The sequence below is a fragment of the Streptomyces sp. CNP082 genome (assembly GCF_059570535.1).
Genome location: NZ_JCANSZ010000125.1, coordinates 1 through 4832 on the forward strand (window position 1 = coordinate 1; position 4832 = coordinate 4832).

2 protein-coding genes and 1 pseudogene are annotated in these 4832 nt (G+C 70.0%); 1 reads left to right on the plus strand and 2 read right to left on the minus strand.

The features are described from left to right. Positions 1–435 precede the first annotated feature (435 nt). Complete coding sequence (locus B124_RS36820; protein WP_496507375.1) at positions 436–1245, minus strand: hypothetical protein; 810 nt, start codon at positions 1243–1245, stop codon at positions 436–438. Positions 1246–1248: 3 nt separating this feature from the next. On the opposite strand from B124_RS36820, the gene B124_RS36825 reads away from it, so the two are divergent. Next, positions 1249–3627, plus strand: a complete 2379-nt coding sequence (locus B124_RS36825; RefSeq protein WP_496507376.1) for an SGNH/GDSL hydrolase family protein — start codon at positions 1249–1251, stop codon at positions 3625–3627. Positions 3628–4326: 699 nt separating this feature from the next. Here the strand turns inward: B124_RS36825 and B124_RS36830 are convergent. Next, a pseudogene (locus tag B124_RS36830) lies at positions 4327–4515 on the minus strand (NF041680 family putative transposase); the annotation flags it as partial. Positions 4516–4832: the final 317 nt, after the last annotated feature.

The window sequence follows — 4832 nt, forward strand, 5'->3', positions numbered from 1 at the left end:
CTCGGCGAGCTGCTGCTTCAGGTCTGTCTCCGGCATCGGGTTGCCTCCGGCGTCGCCAGCGCGGGCACCTCCCGCACAGGACCCGGCACGCTACCGGCCGGACGGTTCGGCACTCACCGAACCATCGAAGGAATCACGACAGAACGAGGGCACCCTCGCCCTCATCTCCGCCCCCGATCCACAGCTCTTGACAATTACTCTGGTCCGCCCGGAGGCTGGGCGAACCAACCACGGCTGACGTCAGTTGTTGTTGATCAATGTGGTGGCGTCCTCGATTGCTGCGGTGAGGGCGCCTCATCGAGCTTTCGGGGCGGCGCCCGCGGCACTGGCGATGGCCCCGGTGCCTCCGCCCGCCGCCGACTGCCCTGGCGGCACGGGTGAGGATCTGGGCTGCTTGCGCGCCGCGGCTGGTCAGTTCCTGGGAGATGGCTGCGATCAGCAGGGCCTTCTGGAGTGGCGCGTGGCGAGGAGAACTACCGACTGTCCTGCGGAGAGTCGGGCGAGGGTGTCTGTGGCCAGCATGCGCAGTTCGTCGGGGGTGACGTCGGTGATCTGCTGGGCGACGAGCTGTCCTTCGCCGACGTGGCGGGCGCTGTCGGCGAGTTGAGCGGCCTCGGATCGCAGTTGGGCTTGCCTGATCCTGGTGAGCTCGGCCTCGGCGGTCGCAAGGGCCTCCAAGCGCCTGTGGAGGGTGTCGGGTGCGTCCTGGGGGCGGGTGCCGAGCAGTGCGGCCAGTTCGTTCAGCAACTGTCGCTCGGTGTCGAGGTGGCGCAGGGCCCCGTGCCCGGTGAGGGCCTCGACACGGCGGAGGTTGGAGCCGATCGAGGATTCGGACAACAGGCGGAAGGTGCCGACCTGGGAACCGTGGGCGACGTGTGTGCCGCCGCACAGTTCGCGGGAGAAGTCGCCGATGTCGACGATGCGGACGGTGTCGCCGTACTCCTCGCCGAACAAGGCGAGTGCCCCGGCGGCCTCGGCATCCGCCCGGTCGGCGTACCAGGCCCGTACGCCGGGGTCGTCGAGGATGTGGTCGTTTACAGCAGTCTCGATGGCGCCGAGCTGGTCGGGGATGAGAGCGGCGAAGTGGGCGAAGTCGAAGCGCAGCCGGTCGGGTTCGACCAGGGAGCCCTGTTGGCGGGCGCGTGAGCGCGTCGATGAGCGTGGTGCTGCGGCAGCCGAGGTGCTGCGGCAGCCGAGGTGCCGGATGCAACGCTTGACCGCGTACCTGTCCTTCTGTAGGAACATCCCATGTCCTACCTCTGGAAAGTGGTGTTGACAGCGGGCGTGGCGCTGGCGCTGGGTGTGCCGGCCGTGACGAGTCCTGCTGCTGCGGAGAGACCCGAGAGACCCGAGATATCCGGTGACTGGGTCGGCACCTGGGCGGCGTCCGCGTCCGGCACGGTGCCGGGCGTCGCCACCGGGTACGCGGACCGGACTATCCGGAACGTCGTGCACACAAGCGCGGGCGGGTCGCGGGTACGGATCGAGCTGACGAACGTGCTGGGCACCGCGCCGGTGCGCATGGGTGACGTGACCGTCGCGGTGGCGGCACGGCCCGACGCACCGGACGCGGTCGCGGGCACGATGCGGTCGCTGACGTTCAGCGGTGCGTCGTCAGTCGTCATCCCGCCGGGGGGCGAGGTGCAGAGCGACCCGGTCTCCCTTGCCGTGCCGGAGGACGGCGACTTGCTGGTGAGTGTGTACACGCCGGAGCCGTCCGGCCCCGTGACCTACCACCAAGTGGCCAACCAGACCTCCTACCTCAGCGGCAGCGGTGACCATGCGGCCGCGGAAGCGGGCGATGCGTTCGCCGAGGAGATTTCCTTCTGGCCGTATGTCAGCGGCGTCGACGTGGAGGGCGGCGCGACCGGCGCCGTGGTCACGTTCGGCGACTCGATCACCGACGGCAACAACTCGACCCGGAACGCCAACCGCCGGTGGCCCGACTACCTCTCGGACCGGCTGATCGCGCGTCCGGGACCGACGAAGCTCGCGGTGCTGAACGCGGGCGTCAGCTCGAACCGGTTGCTGAACAGCACCTGGAATCCCAACGCACTGGCCAGGCTGGACAGAGACCTGCTGACCGCGCAGGGCGCGCAGTCGGCGATCGTGCAGCTGGGCATCAACGACATCGGCGGACAGCCGCAGCACAAGGAGCCGTCGGAGATCGTGGCCGCGCTGCGGCAGGTGGCGGCGCAGGCGCAGACACGCGGGCTGCGGGTCATCGGCGGCACGCTCACGCCTTTCGAGGACTCCAGCAACTACACCGATGAGCTGGAAGGCGTACGAGAGGCGGTCAACGACTTCATCCGCACCGGCGGCGCGTTCGACGCAGTGGTCGACTTCGACGCCGCACTCCGCGACCCGGCGAACCCGCATCGGCTCCGGCAGGAGTTCGACTCGGGTGACCACCTGCACCCCAATGACGCCGGATACCGGGCCATGGCGGCGGCCGTGCCACTGGACCGCCTCGGTGCCAGGGGTCCCGACGGCTGGGTGGGCACGTGGGGGACGGCCATGGCACGGCCTGCCCCCGGCACCGGGCAAGGGCTCGCGGACACCTCGTTCCGCAACGTGGTCCACACCAGCGTGGGCGGAGACCGGGCGCGGGTCCGGCTGTCCAATGTGTACGGAACGGCGCCGGTGCGGATGAGCAGGGTGACGCTGGCGGTGGCGGCCCGTCCGGACGCGCCGGACGCGGTCGGCGGCACCATGCGGACGGCAACGTTCGGCGGTCAGGACTCGATCACGATCCCGGCCGGTGCGGAGGTGGTCAGCGACCCGGTCTCTCTTGCGGTGCCGGAGGACGGCGACGTGCTCGCGACGGTGTACACGCCCGACCCGTCCGGGCCGGTGACCGAACATCCCCGGGCGTACCAGACGTCGTTCCTGACCGTCGGCGACCATGCGGCGGACGAGACGGGCACGGCGTTCACCCAGCAGACCGGCGCGTGGTCGTACGTGACGGGGCTGGAGGTGCAAGCCCGGCAGGTCCGCGGCGCCGTGGTCACCTTCGGCGACTCCATCACCGACGGGGACCGTTCGACGGTCAACGGCGATGCGCGTTGGCCGGATGTGCTGGCGGACCGGCTCGCGGCGGCGCCGGGACCCACCCGCCTGAGCGTGCTCAACAGCGGGATCAGCGGCAGCAGGATTCTCGACAGCGCGGCGGCCGGGGGGATCGGCGGTGAGAACGTGTCCGCCCGGCTGACACGGGACATGCTGACGCCGACGGGTGCCCGTACGGCGATCTTCTTCGAGGGCATCAACGGCATCGGCAACCTGGCCCACCCGGACCCGGAAGCGCTGATCGACGCCATGCGGCAGAACGTGGCGCGCGCCCACGCGCAGGGGATCCGTGTCGTCGGCGCGACGATCACCCCGTTCCGGGGCTGGCGGTCCTACAACGACGAACGGGAGTCCGTCCGCCAAGCCGTGAACGACGCGATCCGTACCGGCGGCATCTTCGACGCGGTCATCGATTTCGACGCGGCCGTCCGCGACCCGGCCGATCCCCGGCAACTGAACCCCGCCTACGACTCCGGTGACCATCTCCACCCGTCGGACGCCGGCTACCGCGCCATGGGCGACGCCGTCGACCTGCGCCTGCTCCAGCCGTTGCCATGAAGAAGCTCCTGGTGGACGGGTGCAGGCGCGCCCGCCCACCAGGAGCCCGGCGCGGCTGCGCGATCACGGCCGGATCCAGCGGACGCGGACGCCTGCGGCCGCCTCGTCCCCGAAGCCTGGACAGCTGCTGCCACACCCAGGGCTTCGGCGTAGTCGCCTGGTGTCCGATTGGTGATCATGTGAGTCCGAGGAGGGCGAGCGGTCTGGCGGCGTCGCGTGCGCTGTGCCGGAGGCCAGCTGCGATGCTGGTCTTCCCGGCGAGGCGGAGGGCACTGATGGCGAGGTTGCGCTAGGTCGCCATGGCGCGCGGTGCGGAGCCGGTTCGCAGTTGGGAGGCGTCCTCGGCGAACGTCACGTCCCGGACGTGGTGCAGGGGCTCGACGTTCCAGTGGCCGCGGATCAGCCGGGCGAGTTCGGCGGGTGTGGTCCGCGACGCCCGTCAGCGCGGCTGCCGCTGGCGTTCATCGCCCACGACGGCCCGTATCGCCCGCCGTCCGGCAGCCGATACGGCTCTCCCGTTCACCCCCGGGACGCGGGAGGATCAACCTCGCCGCCGGCTACGCGGCCCGCCGCATCGTCGCCCCCGGCCAGCCGTCCGTACCGGTGAAGTCCCTGCTGGGCCTACCGTGGCGGCCGATGCTCGCCCTGCAGGCAGACGGCTGGCTGATCCGCCACGAGACCATCTGGGCCAAGCCGAACGCCGTCCCCCGAATCCTGCCGCGAACGCAGCGTCAGGTCCACCGGCGAGGCCACCGGCCCGTCGATGCACAGCAGCGCGTCGGTCAGTTCGAACAGCTCGTCACGCCGGGCGGTCAGACACTCGCAGAGCTTGCCCCGGAAGCGTGACGCTTCCGCGAACGCTTCGCGCCGGACATCGCGGCACACCACACTCGTGACAACGGCCTTCGGTTGATCCCGTATCTCTGTGACGGAGCACCGGGTCAAGTGAAGGCCGCCCTCACGTCCGGTGAATGCCTTGGTGAGCGACGTAGTTCGCAGCGCAATGCCACTCAGTTAGGCCACAGCGAGGATTTTGATATGCGGCTTGTCTTCGTGGCGAGTTGTGGTCTCGGTGCGGCGTTTCGCTCTGTAGGCATGGACATGTATGCGCTTGACGGCCCGCGGGCTGCTGCGGTTCCGTCGGCGAGGGTTGAGTCTTTCAAGGATTTCTGAGCGTGTTGCCTCAAGGGCGCTCGTCAGACGGC

What these genes read in the sequence shown, in the direction of transcription:
- B124_RS36820 (WP_496507375.1), bottom strand. Translation starts at nt 1,245, where the DNA reads ATGTTCCTACAGAAGGACAGGTACGCGGTCAAGCGTTGCATCCGGCAC.
- B124_RS36825 (WP_496507376.1), top strand. Translation starts at nt 1,249, where the DNA reads ATGTCCTACCTCTGGAAAGTGGTGTTGACAGCGGGCGTGGCGCTGGCG.